General features: G+C 44.5%; 16 protein-coding genes. 6 read left to right on the top strand and 10 right to left on the bottom strand.

Annotation, left to right across the window (positions count from 1 at the left end):
* Positions 1-14: 14 nt before the first annotated feature.
* The 7 genes from nadD to G9X63_RS06425 all read right to left on the bottom strand — a co-directional run bounded on the left by nadD (position 15) and on the right by G9X63_RS06425 (position 4,543).
* A complete protein-coding gene (gene nadD / locus G9X63_RS06455; protein ID WP_130922638.1) occupies positions 15-587 on the bottom strand; it encodes a nicotinate (nicotinamide) nucleotide adenylyltransferase in 573 nt (190 codons plus the stop codon).
* A complete protein-coding gene (gene gmk / locus G9X63_RS06450; RefSeq protein ID WP_130895375.1) occupies positions 587-1,153 on the bottom strand; it encodes a guanylate kinase in 567 nt (188 codons plus the stop codon). Before gmk ends, nadD begins: the two co-directional genes overlap by 1 nt.
* Before the next feature lie 12 nt (positions 1,154-1,165).
* Entirely contained in the window at positions 1,166-1,447 is a 282-nt protein-coding gene (locus tag G9X63_RS06445) for a hypothetical protein (RefSeq protein WP_130895376.1), read from the bottom strand.
* A 38-nt stretch (positions 1,448-1,485) separates the two neighbouring features.
* Positions 1,486-2,091, bottom strand: a complete 606-nt coding sequence (locus G9X63_RS06440; protein WP_130922637.1) for a sigma-70 family RNA polymerase sigma factor — start codon at positions 2,089-2,091, stop codon at positions 1,486-1,488.
* A gap of 69 nt (positions 2,092-2,160) precedes the next feature.
* The gene (locus G9X63_RS06435; protein WP_252621976.1) at positions 2,161-2,670 is read right to left on the bottom strand and encodes a hypothetical protein; all 510 of its coding nucleotides are present in this window, start codon (positions 2,668-2,670) and stop codon (positions 2,161-2,163) included.
* Position 2,671: 1 nt separating this feature from the next.
* Positions 2,672-3,511 (bottom strand): rod shape-determining protein MreC, encoded by an 840-nt coding sequence (mreC, locus tag G9X63_RS06430; protein ID WP_130895379.1) that lies wholly within the window; start codon positions 3,509-3,511, stop codon positions 2,672-2,674.
* A 6-nt stretch (positions 3,512-3,517) separates the two neighbouring features.
* Entirely contained in the window at positions 3,518-4,543 is a 1,026-nt protein-coding gene (locus G9X63_RS06425; RefSeq protein ID WP_130895380.1) for a rod shape-determining protein, read from the bottom strand.
* Positions 4,544-4,837: 294 nt separating this feature from the next.
* Between G9X63_RS06425 and G9X63_RS06420 the strand changes: the two genes are divergently transcribed.
* Positions 4,838-5,764, top strand: a complete 927-nt coding sequence (locus G9X63_RS06420; RefSeq protein WP_130922635.1) for a helix-turn-helix domain-containing protein — start codon at positions 4,838-4,840, stop codon at positions 5,762-5,764.
* A 123-nt stretch (positions 5,765-5,887) separates the two neighbouring features.
* On the opposite strand, the gene G9X63_RS06415 is transcribed toward G9X63_RS06420, so the two are convergent.
* A complete protein-coding gene (locus G9X63_RS06415; protein ID WP_252621974.1) occupies positions 5,888-7,441 on the bottom strand; it encodes a pseudouridine synthase in 1,554 nt (517 codons plus the stop codon).
* A 130-nt stretch (positions 7,442-7,571) separates the two neighbouring features.
* Between G9X63_RS06415 and G9X63_RS06410 the strand changes: the two genes are divergently transcribed.
* The 4 genes from G9X63_RS06410 to G9X63_RS06395 are packed head-to-tail and all read left to right on the top strand — an operon-like array spanning position 7,572 to position 15,391.
* Complete coding sequence (locus G9X63_RS06410; protein WP_252621972.1) at positions 7,572-9,578, top strand: CHU_0125 family OmpA-like outer membrane integrity protein; 2,007 nt, start codon at positions 7,572-7,574, stop codon at positions 9,576-9,578.
* On the top strand, positions 9,571-10,908 hold the full coding sequence (locus G9X63_RS06405) for a dihydroorotase (protein WP_252621970.1): 1,338 nt from the start codon (positions 9,571-9,573) through the stop codon (positions 10,906-10,908). Before G9X63_RS06410 ends, G9X63_RS06405 begins: the two co-directional genes overlap by 8 nt.
* 1 nt (position 10,909) lies before the next feature.
* Positions 10,910-11,497 (top strand): ribonuclease HII, encoded by a 588-nt coding sequence (locus G9X63_RS06400; protein ID WP_130922632.1) that lies wholly within the window; start codon positions 10,910-10,912, stop codon positions 11,495-11,497.
* Positions 11,498-11,530: 33 nt separating this feature from the next.
* Positions 11,531-15,391 carry a S8 family serine peptidase gene (locus G9X63_RS06395; RefSeq protein WP_252621968.1) on the top strand — a complete coding sequence of 1,287 codons (3,861 nt, stop codon included), beginning with the start codon at positions 11,531-11,533 and terminating at the stop codon, positions 15,389-15,391.
* Here G9X63_RS06395 and G9X63_RS06390 read toward each other — a convergent pair.
* Together G9X63_RS06390 and fcl are read right to left on the bottom strand one after the other, a co-directional pair.
* Entirely contained in the window at positions 15,388-16,131 is a 744-nt protein-coding gene (locus G9X63_RS06390; protein WP_252621965.1) for a class I SAM-dependent methyltransferase, read from the bottom strand. The genes G9X63_RS06395 and G9X63_RS06390 overlap by 4 nt on opposite strands.
* On the bottom strand, positions 16,131-17,069 hold the full coding sequence (gene fcl / locus G9X63_RS06385; RefSeq protein ID WP_252621962.1) for a GDP-L-fucose synthase: 939 nt from the start codon (positions 17,067-17,069) through the stop codon (positions 16,131-16,133). The genes G9X63_RS06390 and fcl overlap by 1 nt, the downstream gene beginning before the upstream one ends.
* Before the next feature lie 177 nt (positions 17,070-17,246).
* On the opposite strand from fcl, the gene G9X63_RS06380 reads away from it, so the two are divergent.
* The gene (locus G9X63_RS06380) at positions 17,247-18,311 is read left to right on the top strand and encodes a toxin-antitoxin system YwqK family antitoxin (RefSeq protein WP_252621960.1); all 1,065 of its coding nucleotides are present in this window, start codon (positions 17,247-17,249) and stop codon (positions 18,309-18,311) included.
* The last annotated feature ends 8 nt before the right edge of the window (positions 18,312-18,319 follow it).

Genomic DNA, 18,319 nt, shown 5'->3' with positions numbered 1-18,319 from the left:
TTAGGCGGAAAGGCCTAAAGGTAGAATTTTTTGGAGGAGATTAAGGCCTCCACTTCATCAGGAACTAGATATTTGATCGACTGACCTTGTTGGATACAGGCCCGAATATAGGTGGCTGAAATGTGCAAAATAGGTGCTTCAATGCGTTGAACGTTCTTATGTGCCCATAAATCCGATACCGGTTCTTCGCCCCGCGGATACACGTAGAGGCCATAATAATCAAGTAGTTGGTTATAGTTTTTCCAACTCTTGAACTGCTCTAAATTATCTCCACCTATGATTAACTTGAACTCCGTTTCCGGATGACGCTCTGCTAAATGCACGAGCGTATCAATCGTATAAGAAGGTCGAGGTAAATTAAACTCGATATCTGATGATTTAAACGAATAATTATCTGCGATAGCCCGATCTACGAGATCCAGGCGATCAAATTCATGCAATAAAGATTTACTTTTCTTGTGGGGATTTTGGGGAGAAACGACGAACCAGATTTGGTCTACCTCCGTTTGATTCAACACCGCCTGCGCAATGATCAAATGACCCTGATGTATCGGGTTAAACGAACCAAAAAACAGGCCTACCTTCATTATTTCGTTAATTTATCAAACAAGGCTTGTGCTTCCGCCACTGCATCTTCGAGCTTATCATTTACTAAAATCACATCAAATTGCTCCTGGAAAGACCATTCAAATTTCATCTTGAAAATACGCTTAGACAAAGCCTCCTCATCTTCCGTACCCCGTGAACGCAAACGCTCCTCGAGAATTTCCAACGTAGGGACTTTGACAAAAACCGCTAGGGCGCGATCCCCATAATACTTCTTCAAGGCCAAACCTCCGCGCACATCCACATCAAAAATCACATGTTTCCCTGAAGCCCAAATCCGCTCAATCTCCGACTTCAAGGTTCCATAATAGGCCCCAGCATACACTTCCTCCCATTCTACGAATTCATCATTTGCGATTCTAGCCCGAAAATCATCTGGCGTTAAAAAGTAATAATCTTTCCCGTGCTCCTCATGGCGGCCTCGCTTATCGCGGGTACAAGCAGAGATCGAGAAGCCCAAATTTGCATTGCGCGCCAATAATTCTTTAACGATGGTGGTTTTACCAGAGCCCGATGGGGCCGAAAATATGATGAGTTTGCCTTCCAAAAATTTCGATGATTAAATGAACCAACAAAATAAGGGAATTAAGAGCAATATAAGGAGTACAATCGACGATATTTTTAAACGAATGCTTTCGAGTAAAGTGGACGGGCAAGTAGAGGTGCATTTCGATTTTAAGGCTTTCCGAAGTGCTACTTCTAGTTCATGTCCCTCCTGACAAGGCAAACATTGGTCTTTATTGGCTAAAAAACGGGCTTCCTCCTCCGCCGTCGCTTCCTTATCTAGGATGCGCTGGATCAAATGCAGGCAATCGGGTTGATGGGAACAATGCGTCTTCATAATTTTTTTAACATCGATGGCAAAAAAAAAGTTCCGGGCTAGGCTGACAACATGTCAGTTTTATAGCCTTTCTTAGCGGCATAAGAAGCCAAGGTTTCTTTCAATAAGGTTCGCGCACGGTGAAGTCGTGAACGCACGGTTCCGATTGGGATGTTCAAAATTTTAGCCATCTCTTCGTAGCTAAACTCCTCTAAATCACATAGAATGATAATCATTCTAAAATCAACCGGCAAAGCTTGAATCGCGGAGGTAATTTCATCCCCCAGCATCTCATTCACCGTTTCCGCCTGCAAATCAGCTTGAAAAGCTGGTTCTGGATCGTCGTCTCCGGCAAAGGATTGCTCCACCCATTCAAATTCAACCTTGGAAGGGCCTCGGGATTTCTTGCGGTAATCGTTGATGAAATTATTCTTGAGAATACGGAACAACCAGGCTTTGGCATAAGTCCCAGGCTCAAATGACCCGATAAAACGAAAGGCGCGCATACAAGTGTCCTGCACTAAATCGTGTGCATCGTCCTCGTCATTCGTCAGTCGAAGGGCAAAATTATACATCGCATCCATATGCGGCACAAACTCCTTTTCGAAGAGTGCTCTAGCTTGCGATTCAGTCAGCGCAACGGCTGAACTCGTTTCTGTACTCATGGCGGTTTATCAATAAGATACCAGCATGCCTACAATTTAAACGCCAAAAAGAAAAGGTGACAAAAAGACTTATTTCCCTTGGTTAAACAATTCTAACAAAGAAAAAACGGCGATCCCTAAAAGGGTGCTAAGAAAGGCTTTCCATAGACTCAGGCCAAAGAGACTCCAATCACTCGCCTCCAGTAAAAATAGCACCAGGTGATGCGTGATGAGCATCAATCCCAAATAAGGGAAAAACCACATCCACTTCATCTCCGCCAGACTGATCGATGAACGCTCATCGTATCCGTTCGCAGGCGTCAAGATATTGAAAAAAGTAGGACGTAGCCAAGCAATTAAAACAGTTGAGAACGCATGCATCCCATGGGTATTATAAAAAGTATCTAATAACCACCCCAGTGCAAAAGCGCCTACAATCAGGTAAACAGGCGGAGTTTCGATGGGCGCTTTAATAATAGCCCACAAATAAATGAAGCAAAATCCGTAATAAAACAGGGCCAAATCACGCAAAAACAAAAGTTGCACGACGATCGTCAAAAAGACTGCAATCCACCATTTGTATTGAAAAGTAGTGTTCATCTTAGTCGATTTTAGGTTTTGCCTGTTCTAATTTAGACTGTTGACCCGCAAATTTATTTTCGATTACATATACATAACGAAGCGTTGAGAAGTGCGTCAATAGCATCACTTTAATGTCGTGAAAGGTTCCATCGTCTTGCAATCCTACCTTTGCTACAATACCAATGGGAACATTAGGCGGATACACCGCATTATAATCAGACGTAACGATGGTATCTCCTTTTACTACTTTTTTGTATTTCGAAACGTCCATCAACTCCGCCACTTCAGGCTGATAACCAGGCCATTTGATGTAACCTAATTCCCCTGATGACTTAATTTTAGCAGAAACCGTATTACTCGTATGCAAAACAGAAACGATTAAGGACAAATTTGCTTGACAAGAGATGACTTTCCCTACCACTCCCGTGGAAGAAATAACGGCCATGCCTGGTTTGATACCATCTAAATAGCCTTTTTCAATCGTTAAATAATTTTGCGAATTCCTCGTACTTTGATCAATCACTTTACACGCGATAGGCTTATAACGATCTAGGGATGCCTTGCTGAAAAATACCGGCAAATCCGCTTTCTGTTGAACCTGCGCCTGCAATTGAAATACTTGCTGATGCAGCTTTTGATTCTCTAACGCTAATTCGCCATTAATCTCCCGTAATTGATGGTAGGATGCCACTTCTTGACGCGTGGACAAAATGGACGCCGCCCAAGCATTCGTGGTGTTAAAATAGAGGGTATGTTGGTAATTATTGTACGTAAACACAGACCAAAGACTGATCAACTGCAGCAGAACAAACAATAACAGGTTTCGCTGACGCAATAAGAACTCAAACAGTTGATTCATCCCCTACTAGGTAATCAATACCGGACGGTATTTCTCTAAGTTTTTCAAGATTTCTCCTGTACCGCGGATTACCGCTTTCAACGGATCGTCCGCCACGTGTACTTTTAACTGAGTCTTCTTCTCAATACGCTTATCTAATCCGTGCAACATCGCACCACCACCAGCTAAGTGAATACCGTTGTGGAAGATATCACCAGATAATTCCGCTGGAGCTCTTTGTAAAGTCTCCATAATCGCCACCTCAATTTTCGTGATTGAGCTATCTAAGGCATAAGCGATTTCTGAATAATTGATCAAGATTTCTTTAGGAATACCGGTCATTTGATCACGACCACGAATCTCAAAATCCGCTGGTGGATTTTCCAATTCCGGCAACGCAGAACCTACTTGAATTTTGATTTGCTCCGCTGAACGCTCACCGATAACCAGCTTGTGCTCACGTAACAAATAATCTTTAATATCACGAGTAAACTCATCCCCTGCAACACGAATCGAGTTTTCAACCACGATTCCGCTCAAGGAAATAATCGCCACCTCCGTGGTACCACCTCCGATATCCACTACTAAGGATCCATTCGGTTGTTCAATATCTATTCCGATACCAATCGCCGCAGCAATCGGTTCGTGTACCATATACACTTCACGTGCTCCAGCGTGTTCTGCGGAGTCTTTTACGGCTCTTTTCTCCACCTCAGTAATACCTGAGGGGATACAAATCACCATGCGTAGGGCGGGAGAAAAGAAGGAATTTCCTTTGTCCATCATTTTGATTAAACCACGCATCATTAATTCAGCCGCGGTAAAGTCAGCAATCACCCCATCTTTTAAGGGACGGATGGTTTTAATATTGTCATTCGTTTTCTCGTGCATCATCATCGCCTGGCGACCCACCGCTAACACCTTATTCGTATTGCGATCTAAAGCGATAATCGAAGGTTCGTCTACTACGACCTGATCTTTGTGAATAATCAAGGTGTTTGCCGTACCTAAGTCCATGGCAATATCCTTCGAAAGAAAATTAAATAAGCCCATCTGATTTTGTGATAGTAAAACACAAATTTACATAAAAAATGCCCTAATGTTTTAAAAAAAATGAATTTTACAATTTCCACGAAATAATTATAAAATAGGCCAAAGCAGGAGCTCAGAATTCCTCAAATCAAAAAATCCCCCTCTTATTAATATATTACAATAAAATCGCTGAAAAAAAATAGACCAAATTGGGCAAATTAATCGACAAAATAATTTGGAATTATTATCTGATTTATTAGTTTTGTCCAAGTTTAGTAGAAAAATCGTATTAAATACTCCGTTTGGTGATAAATTATGGAAGATTATAACAAGATCATCGAGTCCTTAGGTGTTAAATTCATCAAAGCGAGAAACATTAGAATATTACAACCGATTCGTATCAAGAATTTCTACGACGTAGAAAATTCACTCTTGATATTGTACAAAGGGGAGGTTTCTTTTGGCGAGGAGGAGACTCCGGTGGAGGAAGGCGATATGCTTTTCATCCCAGGGGGTAAAATGATCAGCGTAACCTACGGAAACGCAGAAAAACCGAAAGCTGTGAACAATGAAGAGTTCATGACGCATCGGGAATTGTACTTTGACCAAAACACCGACGCTTCTCTCATCGGAACCCAGCCGAACTCGTTCGGCATGGTAGCCTTCGAAGCGAAAGTGTTCGATTCAGTCAACTTCTTCACCTCTTTAGACATTCCTCCGTTCTTAATCAAACGTGATGATAAATTAGCGGCAACCATCCGCGAGATCTTAGAAGAGGACCTTTCTGACGCGATCGGTAAAGGACGTATCATTAAGATCAAAACGGAAGAGATCGTTATCGAAGTCATTCGCTACATCATTGAGAACCGTTTATTCGTAGAACAATTAGCCACTAACTCGACTTACTTTAAAGATCCACGCTTAATCGATATCTTCGCTTATATCAAGGATCATTTGGGTGGTGATTTATCCAATAAAGTTTTGGCAAACGTCGCTAACGTTTCTGAAGACTACGTAGGTCAGTATTTCAAGATGCTAACGGGTATTAACCCACAAGATTATATCGAATACCAACGTATGGAAGCAGCTGTAGGTTTACTTCGCACAACGAAGAAGTCTATCCGCGCGATCGGCTCTGAAGTGGGCTACAAAGACACGGCATATTTCTGCCGTCGTTTCAAGATGATGTTTGGTATTCCAGCTGGAAAGATGAGACGAAGAGAATCGTTGATGAATATCTAGAACAAAAAAGCCTGCTGAAATCAGCAGGCTTTTTTGTTAGTAGTCAGTTGCCAGTAATCAGTAAACAGTGACAGACTACTAGATACTGGGTACTGGCTACTTTTAGTCGCAGCAAAGCTTCGACTAAAGTAAGTACTTCAACTTCACTAGCTCTCTCTCCGTTAAGAATCTCCAGCTTCCGCGTGGAAGGTCTTTCTTCGTTAAGCCAGCAAAAGTCGTACGGTCTAGTTTAGTTACTTCGTATCCAAGGTGTTCGAAGATACGACGAACGATGCGGTTTTTGCCTGAGTGGATTTTCACTCCGATGACGTAACCGTCTGGAGTTACTTTGGCCAAATCATCTACTTTAATTTCGCCATCCTCCAAGGTTAAACCCTCTTTGATTTTCTCGAAATCTTCATCCGTCAATGGCTTGTCTAATTCCGCTTGGTAAATCTTCTCGATTTCGTTTGATGGATGCGTCAATTTATCCGCTAATTCGCCATCATTCGTAATCAACAACAAACCAGTCGTGTTTCTATCCAAACGTCCCACCGGATAAATGCGCGATTCTGTCGCATTCTTCACTAATTCCATCACGGTCTTGCGATCGTTCGGGTCTTCGGTCGTTGTTAAGAAGTCTTTGGGCTTATTTAACAATAAATAAACGGGTTTTTCGCGGTTCAATTTACGGTTACCGTACTTCACGATATCCGTAGGATTTACTTGGTAACCCATTTCTGTCACCACCTTGTTATTTACCTTGATTTCGCCTGCTTCGATCAATTTATCGGCGTCACGACGAGAACAAATTCCCGCGTTAGCGATGTAGCGATTTAGACGAATAACGTCTGAACGGCGATCGGTTTGGGCGATTTTCTTCTGGATCTTCGCCGGAGCGCGCTCCTTGTAACGATCTAATTTGTATTGTGGTTCGTAGGCAGGACCTGCATCAAAACGCGAGCGGCTTTTAAAGGTCTCCCGATCTGAATAACGCGGATTGCGAGCACCTTCTGGACGCTCTTCCCGGTCTGCAAAACGTTCTGTACGCTTCTCGTAGCGACGCTCAATACGCGCTGTTGGATTCTCATCAAGTGGTTTCGTCGATTCTTCCGAACCTTCTACTTTAGGGGCCGCATTGCGATCCCAGCGATTATCTCCTTTATAGGGTGTGCGTGTTGGATTTTCAGTTCTGCCAAATGGTTTGCGTTCACCGCCTTGATAAGGCTTGCGTTCGCCACCACCTTGGTATGGTTTTCTTTCTCCATCAAACGGCTTACGATCCCCGAATGAACGGCGCTCTCCGCCTTCACGGTTATCACGATTGAACGGTTTGCGTTCACCGCCTTGATAAGGCTTGCGCTCGCCACCACCTTGGTATGGTTTTCTTTCGCCATCAAACGGTTTACGATCCCCGAATGAACGACGCTCGCCACCTTCGCGGTTATCGCGATTGAACGGTTTGCGTTCGCCACCTTCTCTATTGAATGGCTTGCGATCTCCTGAAAAACGATTGGATGATTCTGAACGTGGTGCACGTGGGGCACCTGAATCGTTGCGTGGAGCTCCTGAGTCATTGCGTGGGCCTCTGAACTCGCGAAGGCTATCTGATCTGCTTCCAGATCTTCCTGTGGATGCACGACCTTCTGTTGGTCGGCTGTCACGACGGTTATCGTCGTTTGAAATTCTTTTTCTCATAATGGTACAACATCACTGCTGGAATAAAAGAGGACGAACGTTTGTCATCTTGGCTTCGATTGTCGAAATTTAGGCAAAGGTACAGAAAATAATCCGCTTTGTATTTATTTTTACGTTACATTAGTCCCTTATGAAATTCGTAAAGCTATTTAATTCAAGCATTTACCTCTTTTTGATCGTTATTACAGGCGTGTTAAGCGGCTGCAATTATGATGCCCGATTGTTCAAAAAGGCGAAGCAAAATTTCGAAGTGGGGGAATATGAGTGGACGATTCGGGAGGTAAAGCCTTTGGCCCAACGCTACTACAGAGCAAAAGAAACGAACTACTTCGTGGCGGAATCCTACCGCCTTTCGAACCGCATTCAGTATGCAACGCCGTATTATTTGATCGCCAAAGAAAAGGGCTACGACGACAAAAATATCAATCTACACCTCGCCTACGCCGCAAAAGCGAACGGAAAATATGCGGATGCGCGCAAATACCTGAAAGAATTTATCGATTCTAAACCTTCGCGTGAGCTGGTGGTGAAAGCCGAAATCGAATTAGATAATTTACCCGCAGTAGAAGAATACAGTAAAAAGCCGAGTCCGGTGAAGATCCAAGGATTGGTGGGAAACACGAATCAGGCAGAATTTGGTCCAATTAAAATAGGCGACGAGCTGATATTAACGAGTTCGAAGAAACCCTTGATCTATAAAAATAATGGTTTGCCTTTTTTAGGCTTGTACAAGGCGCGCCTAAAGAGTCCGGGAGAGATTGAAAAATTAGAATTATTTAGCGCGAACCTGTTAGATGCGAATGCGAATGAAGGGACGCCAGCCTTTTCTAAGGATGGAAATACGATGGTTTTTGCTCGCGGAAATTCAGGCAAAAGCAAGGATCCTTCGCCGGATGTGGATTTGTATATTTCAACCAAAAGAGACGGCAACTGGTCTACCCCAGAACGTTTAGCGATTTCGGATTCGATAGGTTGGGATGGGAGTCCGGCCTTTTCTAGAGATGGGAAAACGCTTTATTTTAGCTCAAATCGAAGAGGCGGGAAAGGCGGATTGGATTTATACCGGGCGCCCATGGATAATTCGGGGCGTTTTGGAAGACCCATTAATTTAGGCTCCACCATTAATACGCGTGGCAATGAACTATTCCCGTATGTTTCTGAGGACGGAAAATTATACTTCTCTTCGGATGGGCATCCGAGTTTAGGGGGCTTAGACCTTTTTGTGGCGAGTCGCAGTGGAGATGAAATTCAAATCGAACATTTAGGCGTTCCGATTAACTCGGTGGGGGATGATTTTGGGTTGTTTTTAGCAGATTCCACACAGGGTTATTTTAGCTCGAACCGGGTGGGTGGCAAAGGCGATGACGATATCTATTATTTCGAATCCACTGGATCAGAGGATCGCTGGTGGTCCAATGAAATCATGATTTCGGAGAGCGGAGAGGCTGCGAAAGTGGCCTTATACCATTTGAGAACACAGATTGTTAATGCGCGCAATAAGCCAATTGCGAAGGCGAAAGTGGGTATTAAGCGCAATGGAGAAATTCAACCGGTTCAATTTAGTAATACCGAAGGTTACCTTGACATCATCGACTTAAATCCGGCGGACCAAATCAGTTTCAACGCCAGCAAAGAGAAGTACTTGACCAAGCGCAGTGAATTCTTGATGGATGGCCGCGAGATTCCGAAGCAATTATTGAAGAAAGAATTAACGGACACTACTTTTGACCATAAAATTACGCTCGGACTTGCTGAAGTGGGCGAAGAAATCAGCGCCTTATTTGACGTAAATCCGATCTATTATGACCTAGATAAGTCCAATATTCGCCCGGATGCAGCGGCCGAATTAGACAAAATCGTCCAAGTTTTAAAGGATAATCCAGCTATTTCGATCGAATTAGGGTCGCATACGGATGCCCGCGCCAGTGCGGGTTATAACTTAAAATTATCCCAAAGAAGAGCTGAATCAGCTGTAAAATACATCATCGAGCACGGAATCGAGGCGTCACGCATTAAGGCCAAAGGCTATGGCGAAACGCAACTCATCAACGGCTGCTCTGATGGCGTCGATTGTAGCGAGGAAGCGCACCAAGAAAACCGCCGAACTGAATTTAAAATCACTGATCTAAATGACTAATTACGTCTTAAAAAACGCTCAAATTGTTAACGAGGGGCAAATTATTGCTTCTGATTTACGCATCGAAAATGGTAGAATCGCAAAAATAGCGGCAAATATTAACCCTGCTCCTGGAGATGTCGTAGTAGACCTTTCAGGGAAACACGTTTTCCCCGGAATGATCGATGATCAAGTACATTTCAGAGAGCCCGGCTTAACCCACAAAGCGACGATTGCCAGCGAGGCGCGGGCGGCTGTGGCAGGTGGTGTGACGAGTTTTATGGAGATGCCGAACACGGTTCCCAATGCGTTAACCCAGGAATTATTAGCGGATAAATACGCGATAGCGGCGGCTGGATCTTTGGCCAACTACTCCTTCTTTATGGGCGCCGGAAACGACAACTTAGAAGAAGTATTAAAAACGAATCCGCGCGATGTGTGCGGGATCAAAATATTTATGGGGTCGTCCACTGGCAACATGCTTGTGGATAACACCCAAACCTTAGAAAAACTATTCTCCAGCTGCGAAATGCTCATCGCAACGCACTGCGAAGATGAACCGACTGTCCGCGCGCGCACAGAACTTTTCAAAGAAAAATACCCAGAAGACGCCCCTGCCTACATCCACCCTTTAGTACGAAATGAAGAGGCTTGCTATCTTTCTTCGTCCATGGCGGTGGATTTAGCGAAAAAAAACAACACGCGCTTGCACATTTTACATATCTCGACAGAGGAAGAATTAGCCTTGTTCGAGACTGGGAAAGCCGTGAAAGACAAGAAAATTACGGCAGAAGTTTGCGTGCACCACTTGTGGTTCGATGCGGCACAATACGACACGCTGGGAAATCAAATCAAATGCAATCCCGCCATTAAAGATGCCCGCCATAAGACGGCTTTGCGGAAGGCTTTAGTGACTGGAGAATTAGATATTATTGCAACGGATCACGCACCACATACCTGGGAGGAGAAATCGCAAGGTTTTTGGAAGGCTCCATCAGGCTTGCCTTTAGTCCAGCATCCCCTGTTATTGATGATTGATTTAGCCAAAGAAGGTCACATCAGCCTCGAGCTCATTGCTGAAAAAACAGCCCATGCGGTGGCCGATTGTTTTCAAATCGAAGAGCGGGGTTATATCCGCGAAGGGTATTGGGCGGATTTAGCGATCGTGGATTTACACAAACCATATACCGTTTCTAAAGAGAATATCTTATACCAATGCGGCTGGTCACCTCTAGAGGGACACACCCTATCTGCATCAGTAGAACATACCTTTGTTTCTGGACATTTAGCGTATTCACAGGGCTCTTTTGACGAAAGTAGAACAGGGAAACGCTTATTATTTAACCGGTAATATGACTGCGCTCCTCCCCTTTTATGCGCCTTTCGGGCTAGAAGCCGGCTTAGATGAAGCAGGGAGAGGTTGTTTAGCGGGGCCCGTCGTGGCGGCGGCAGTGATTTTACCCCGGGATTTTCACCATCCGTTCCTGACAGATTCGAAACAGATGACGTTGCGACAACGCACTGAATTAAAACGTTTAGTGCGGGAATATGCCATTGACTTTGCCATTGCGGAGGTAGATGCGGCGAAAATTGATGAAATCAACATTTTAAAGGCGAGTATTTTAGCGATGCATCTGGCGGTGGATCAATTAACGCATCGTCCAGAGCACTTATTGGTCGACGGGAATCGCTTTTATAGCTACCCCTTAACACCACATACCTGTATCGTAAAAGGAGATTCGAAATATTTCTCGATTGCGGCGGCTTCTATTTTGGCCAAAACCTATCGGGATGAATTACTCGAAAAAATGGCTCAGGAGCATCCCGGCTATGGTTGGGAGCGAAATGCGGGTTATCCCACCTTGCAACATCGCAAAGCCATTCTCGAAAATGGTCTAACAAATTACCACCGAAAAACGTTTAAAGTAGAGATTAAATAATTGCGTAAATTGAACGCTCTATGAAGGTTAAATATGAAGGGTAAACTAGTACTTCTTTTCTTGTTAAGTTTTTCCACCTGGGCACAAGATGCTTTGCGAAAAGAACGTGCCTTACGTTTCGGAATGCAACAAGATTCCATTTACCGAGGGGCGCAGGCTTTGGCCAAAAAAAGAGGCATTCCACTTCAAGTGGACTTGGGTAAAAATAAGACACTACAATTCCAAGGTTTTTCAGAAATAGGGGAAGCATTGTACTTAAGGACAGAATCGAATACGCAGGCGGCCAAAATGACGAAGACTAACCTCTTGTACCCAGGAGCTTCTTTAAACCTAGGACTGACGGGAAAATCGGATTCGATAAAAGGGAAATTAGGCATGTGGGATGGCGGCGGAGTTCTAGCCAGTCACCAAGAGTTTGGGGGCAGAGCAACGGCTGCACAAACGATTACGAGTACAAACGACCATGCTACGCACGTAGCGGGCATTTTAGTGGCAGCCGGAATCAGCCCGTCCGCAAGAGGAATGGCTTATGAGGCAGATTTGAAATTTTGGGATTATTCAAACGATAATTCCGAAATGAGCACGGCATCCACTTCTCTTTTAATCAGTAATCACTCCTATGGTTACCAAGCGGGCTGGGTCTATGATGAGACGAAGAAAAAATGGCAATGGTGGGGAAATGATGCGGTCAGTACGGAGGAAGACTATAAATTTGGCTTATACGATGCGAATACCCAAACCTGGGATCGCGTCGCCTACAACGCCCCTAACTACCTGATTGTCAAGTCTGCAGGCAATAGCCGAAATCAAAATGGTCCCGCAGCTGGAGAGTACTATTTATTACGCTCCACGAGTGATTCTTCGAACAAAGCAAGAGCAAAAAATGATGGATTTGACATTATTTCGACCTCAGGAACCGCTAAAAATATTTTAACCGTAGGAGCCGCAACGCTCTCTTCCCTGATTCCCACGAAAGGTTCTGAAGTGAGCATTTCAAGCTTTACTAGCTGGGGTCCCACGGACGATGGGCGCGTAAAACCGGACGTGATGGCGGTAGGGACTAGTTTATTTTCCACCACCAACACAAGCGATAAATCCTACGCAACCCAAAGTGGCACATCGATGTCCTCTCCCCAAGCAGCAGGATCACTTTATTTAATTCAGCAGTTATACAATCGTCTAAATAGCAATACCTTTATGCTGGCCTCCACCCTCAAGGCGGTCGCCATACATAGCGCCATGGACATGGACGTGGCAGGGCCTGACTACAAAACAGGTTATGGGCTTATCCAACTGGACAAGGCTGCTGCTCTCGTCAAGAATGAGGGAAATACGCACTTACTAAAAGAGGAAAAATTAAATCAAGGTCAAACGAAAACCTATACCCTTATTAGTTCAGGAAATGGCCCTTTAAAGGCGACCATTGCTTGGACTGACCCAGAAGGCACCACATCCTCTGCCTTAAACGACAGAACCCCGCGCCTAGTGAATGACCTAGATATACGAATCTCGAGTGGTTCCACTACCTATCTACCTTTCATCTTAGACCCAGGTACACCAGACGCGCTGGCTGTCCCCGGTGACAACATTCGAGACAATGTAGAGCAAATTATCGTCAATAATCCCTTGCCTGGCCAAACATTCACCCTAACCGTGAGCCACAAAGGGATCATAAAAAATAGTACTCAAGATTTTGGAATTGCTGTCTCCGGAATAGGAGGAACAGCCTATTGCACCTTAGCCCCAAGCACCATTACCACCGATTTTCAAAAATTCACCTTAGGAACAACAAAGGATTCTACCGGACTTAGCCCTGCTTTCACAGCAGAATTAGGTGCTAGCTTGCCGCTTGCCTTCCAATTTGCAGGATCTGGAACGAGAAATACGAGCCTTTACGCTGACTGGAATCAAGACGGTGATTTTACTGATGCGGGAGAAGAGTTGTATAGCTCGTCGACCGGTGCAACATCCATCCACATTCCTAGCACCTTAAAACAGGACAATTACTACCGCATAAGGTGGGTGGCTTCTAACGGGTCTGGGGCAGCCCTTTCGTGTGGTTCCATCACCTCGGGTGAAACAAAAGATTACGCTTTACAGATTTTACAGGCCTCTAAAGACTTTTCAGCTGTCTCTGTAGCTCAAACAACTGCTGGATTTTGTGCAAGCGCAGGCGCGACTAATTTTGTGGCCAAAGTAAAAAATGCAGGCTCCCTCACCCAAACAAATGTTCCCGTCTTGCTAGAAATCAAATCTGGATCTACCCTAGTGGGAACCGCTTCTGGCACTATTTCTACCTTAGCTTCTGGCAGAGAAATGGATGTGAGCCTGAGCGGGAGCGCCCAGTTAATCGCAGGATTGAGCTATACATTTCTATTGAAAACGGCGTTAACAGGGGATCAAAACAGCCTGAACGACACGTATACCATCAGCGGAACCATCGAAAGCCCTGCAGCGCCAGTAGTCACGGGAACGATTTGCAGTGGTGCGTCTGAGTTGAATTTAGCCGCGACGAATGGCAGTCCTCTTTGGTATAATGGAAACACCCTTTTAGGTGCGGGGGCTTCCCTGAAAACTCCATCAACGGGCACTTTTTATGCAGCATTTGATAATTTAAATACGACAATGGGACCTGCTACGAAGGCGGAATTTGGAGGAGGAAGCTATTACTCCAATTTTGGCCCAGAACCCATCTTCACAGTTACACAGCCTACTATTTTAGAATCCGCGACTGTCTACATAGGGACGTCAGGAACCGTCACTTTCGGCATTTTCGATAAAGAGACAGGGGAATTAATCGCCTCCGTGGCGAAAGACTTAACGGCGACACGGACGTCTGCAAACAACACCACGGTAAACAGTCAATTAATCGACGACAAAAATGATCCTGGCCAAAAAGTGATTTTAAACCTCCCTTTCCCCAAGGCCGGCACCTACATTTTATCCCATGTCTGCTCAAATGGCGCGTCCATATTCCGCAGCAATCGCACGGCCGCAGATACCGTAAATGCCCCTACAAACATCGGCTATCCGTACGCCATACCGGGCGTTTTAAAACTTACAAGTGCACTCTTTAATGGAGGCGAAATCCAATCTGGCTACTATTACTTGTATGGGATGAAATTCAAATCCTACGCTTGCCCAAGCCCTAGAGTACAAGTAAGCGTCACTACTGGCGAGAGTCCAGTCGTTGCTGTGAGCCCCACAGGCGCCACCACCGTATGCGCGGGGGATAAAATCACCTTAACGGGAACACCTGCATCCGGAACACCTACCTACCAATGGTTTAAAAATGGGTCGGCCATCGCCGGGGCAACGACGAATAAACTAGAGGTCAATTCCTCCGGTTCCTACACGTTGAATTCGAGCTTCAATGGGATTTGTCCCGTGACCTCACCTACTTCTACGGTGACAGCCACTAACCCACTAGAACCCTTAGTCACCTTCAATCAAGGAATTTTGACTACGTCTGCAGGAACAGATATTCAATGGTATTTAAATGATATCGCCATCACTGGAGCCACGGCTACGACCTTTAAACCGACGGCGAATGGCATTTATAAAGTAAAATTAAGGGATGTGAATGGTTGTCTAGCCACGGCTAGTTATGGGATTACCATTTTAGCGTCTGCAACAGATAATCCGTTTGCTACGTTCTATGCTTTCCCCAATCCGGCAACCGAAATAGTGCATATTGGCATTCCTAGTGCTTTTCAGGCTCCTAACATCCGCGTTCGCATCAGTAATATGCAGGGAAAAGAGCTGAGAGATAGTAGAGTAGAGAGTAGAGATAATAGAATAAGCCTGGATATCTCTGCTTTGCCGGCTGGCAATTACATCTTACATTTCCCAGACTTAGAAAATCAGGTGAGCCTTAAATTTCAGAAGAATTAATTCGATTTTTTAGCCCAGGTGAAGATCATGCGAGGCGACTCTTTTTCATCGAATGATGAAAGGGCATAATCGCCTTTCAAGTCAACTAAACTTAGTCCTGCCTGAGCAGCATACGAGATGAAATCATTTTTAGCCACTAATTCGACTTTCTCCACGAAAGAAAATGCCTTACCCTGATCGCTAAAATCGATGGATTTGTATAAATAGCCTGCATCAGACCAGCGCTTGATTTGAAAGGAAATACCGGCCCTCTCTATCGTTTCTGCTGGCACTAAATTCGCTAACACAAAGCTAGGGTTAAAGAAATCCAAGACTAACAAACCGTCTTCTTTTAAGCCCCCTGCGAAAGTATTGAATGCTTTTTGATTGTCTTGCTGATCATCAAAATACCCAAAACTCGTAAAAAAATTAAAAATCGCATCGTAGCGATTTGCTAAAGGCAAAGGCTCTCTCAGGTCATGCACAAAAAAGAGCAAATCTTTATTTTCAAAAGCTTGAGCAGCCTCGATGTTAGCAGGGGATAAATCGAACGCGTCCACAGAGAAACCCAGTTGTTGAAGGGTTATGGCGTGACGTCCTTTTCCACAGGCAGCGTCGAGCACACGAGAGCCTGGAACCAAATGAAGCTTCTGTAACAAAGAAGCAATGAAATCTGCCGCTTCCTGCTCGTCTCGTTTAGCGTATAAAATATGGTAATACGGAGAATCAAACCAAGTACTAAACCATTCCTTCTCCTCCATTATTTTCTGATACTGACATTTGTTAAGAAATCTTGGTACGCGAGTGCGATCCCTTCTTTCAATGCTATTTTATGTTTCCAGCCGAGCGAGTGTAACTTCGACACATCCATTAATTTGCGTGGCGTTCCGTCAGGACGTGAAGTATCCCACTGAATACTGCCGGTGAAGCCCACTATTTCTTTCACGGTCTCCGCTAATTCTTTAATGGTTACGTCGATTCCCGTACCGATATTCACGAGTTCTGAGTCGCTGTAGGTCTCCATTAGATAGACACAGGCCTCCGCTAAATCGTCCGCATGCAAGAATTCCCGCATGGGAGACCCGGTACCCCAAAGCGTCATCGACGCATCTCCGCGTTCTTTCGCCTCCTGAAACTTGCGAATCATAGCCGGCAAAACGTGGGAATTTTCTAAATCGTAATTATCGTTCGGGCCATACAGATTCGTAGGCATTACCGAGATGAAATCACAGCCATATTGAGCGCGGTAGGCCTCACACATTTTGATACCCGCAATCTTGGCAATGGCATAAGGCTCATTCGTTTCCTCTAAATAACCACTGAGTAAATAAGACTCTTTCAGAGGCTGAGGGGCTAATTTAGGGTAAATACAGGAGGAGCCTAAGAACATCAACTTCTTCACTTTATGTACGAAAGAAGAGTGAATGATGTTGTTTTGGATGGCCAAATTCTCATACAAGAAATCCGCGCGGTAGGTATTATTTGCTACGATTCCGCCTACTTTAGCCGCAGCTAAAAAGACATAATCAGGCTTTTCTGCAGCGAAAAAATCAGCTACTTTCACTTGATCTCGTAAATCTAATTCCGCCGAGGTTTTCAGCACTAAATTCGTGTATCCTTCCTTCTGTAATTTTCGTACAATAGCAGAACCCACCATTCCGCGGTGCCCGGCTACATATATTTTTGCTTGTTTTTCCAATGAATGAATCAAATAAGGCCTCAAAAAATCCTTGCAAAAATACACAAAGTCCGTCAGGTAATAAGTTTAATTCGTAGTTTTGGGAAATATTTTTAGGTCTGCTCTATGCTTTTGCGCGTCACTCTTATCTGTTTTTTGCTTTGCTTGAACTTAACTGTTCGAGCGCAAAATCGGGCTGTGACTACAAACAAGCCACTCATAGACACCTCGGTTCACGAAAAAGGTTTATTTAGCGGACGCCTCTCAACCGGATTAGAGAACAAGGCGGCAGAAGCGAAGAAGTTTAAAGAAGATAGTAAAGCGTTTATTGAGAGTTTAGGCGTCAAGGATTTAGGTAAAAAAATCGTCAAAAACGCGAAAAAAAAACTCCAACCCCGAGACGAATACGCTGGCATAAAAACCGAACGCAAACTTGGCAATTATGGTAGTGGCGTTCGAATGACAGTGGAAGAAGTGAACGTGGTGAAATATGTGGAAGACGAGGCCCTGAGCCCCTACATCACAGAGGTTTTCATCTTTGACCCCTCCCAATCCCGCGTGGTATCCATCCCTTTAAAGGACACAAAAAACGTGCAAATTTGCCACGGACCCTTCAAGAAATATGTCAATCAAAAACTGATCGAAGAAGGATTCTATTTTATGGGCGCGAAAGACGGGCGCTGGGAAACCTACGGTCCAGAAAATGAATTAGAGAACAAAGTGTACTACGAAAAAGGCTATACTGCCGGATCGCATATCGCGTATTACGATGCGTCGAAAAAGAAAATCAAAGAGGTTATTCCACGACTTTATGGCAAAGTCCGCGGCACCTATTTTTCCTTCTATCCCAGTGGCAGTTTAAAAGAAGATGGTCGCTTGGACGATAGTGTAAAGGTGGGCCGCTGGAGAGAATACCATGAGTTTGGGAGTGGTGGGCGCTTGAAAAAAGAGTGGAGATTCGGGAAGGATAAATTTGACAGCGCCGAACCTTTATTAATCCAAGAAAGAGACCCACAATCGAAGGTAATTTTTCAAACAAAGGAACCTATTTCCCAACACAAGCCTTTACCGAGTGTTCCCATGGACGCAGATGATGAAGATTCAGAAGATGAGGATACGACGGAAGACGCAGCTATTATTCGCCATACCTCTTGGAATGTCCTTGGCTACCGTTTTGAGCTAAAAAACGTACCTGACTTACGAATCGATCTTTCAGCGGGGCACTTCAATATTCCATTAACCCCGCCCGATTTCCCTGTTTAATTTAGACG

It is taken from the genome of Aquirufa antheringensis (assembly GCF_023921165.1).
Taxonomy (GTDB): domain Bacteria; phylum Bacteroidota; class Bacteroidia; order Cytophagales; family Spirosomataceae; genus Aquirufa; species Aquirufa antheringensis.
This window is presented reverse-complemented; position numbering and strand designations above follow the sequence as displayed.